Origin of the sequence: Clostridium sp. CX1 (genome assembly GCF_025398335.1) — a bacterium.
GTDB lineage: Bacteria > Bacillota > Clostridia > Clostridiales > Clostridiaceae > Clostridium_AM > Clostridium_AM tanneri.
Genome location: NZ_JAODOO010000062.1, coordinates 1 through 581 on the forward strand (window position 1 = coordinate 1; position 581 = coordinate 581).

Annotated in this window: 1 protein-coding gene; it reads right to left on the minus strand. The window is 31.5% G+C overall.

All coding sequences use genetic code 11. The annotated features are described in order from the left end of the window. Window positions 1–575: IS3 family transposase (locus tag N4T77_RS20145; RefSeq protein ID WP_261673644.1), on the minus strand; the 575-nt coding region annotated here is incomplete at its 3' end. Between the last annotated feature and the right edge of the window lie 6 nt (window positions 576–581).

Below are 581 nucleotides of genomic sequence, written 5' to 3' on the forward strand. Positions count from 1 at the left end.
TCATTAATCAATTCGGTTAGATGAGAACTATTTTTAATAGTGTAGTGATTTAAATGTTCATTCTTAAGTTTTCCATAAAAAGACTCCATAGGAGCATTGTCATAAGGACACCCTGCTTTACTCATAGATTGCTTAACATTATTAGTACTGCAAAAGTCTGTGAAAGCTTTAGAGGTATATTGAGAGCCTTGGTCACTATGTAGGATTAATTCTGAGGAGGGCTTATGCGTAGTAATTGCTTCCTTAAGAGTTTCTATAGCTAAATCTGAAGTTATATTTGTAGATATTTTACTTGCCATAATGCTTCTATCATGTAAATCTAATATGCAGCAGTTATATAACATCTTACCAGAAGAAGAACGAATATAAGTAAAATCAGTGCACCACTTTAGATTTTTTTGAGATGCTGTAAAGTCTCTATTCAATAAGTTTTCAAAGACCTTATGAGGAGTCCCCTTTACATAATTAGGCTTCTTTCTAAAGGCAACAGATTTAAGATTTAGTTCTTTCATATATTTGTGTACAGTTAATAGACTCAAGTTAGTTTTTTGTTTCTCTAACTGGAGTTTTATCATTCTGTA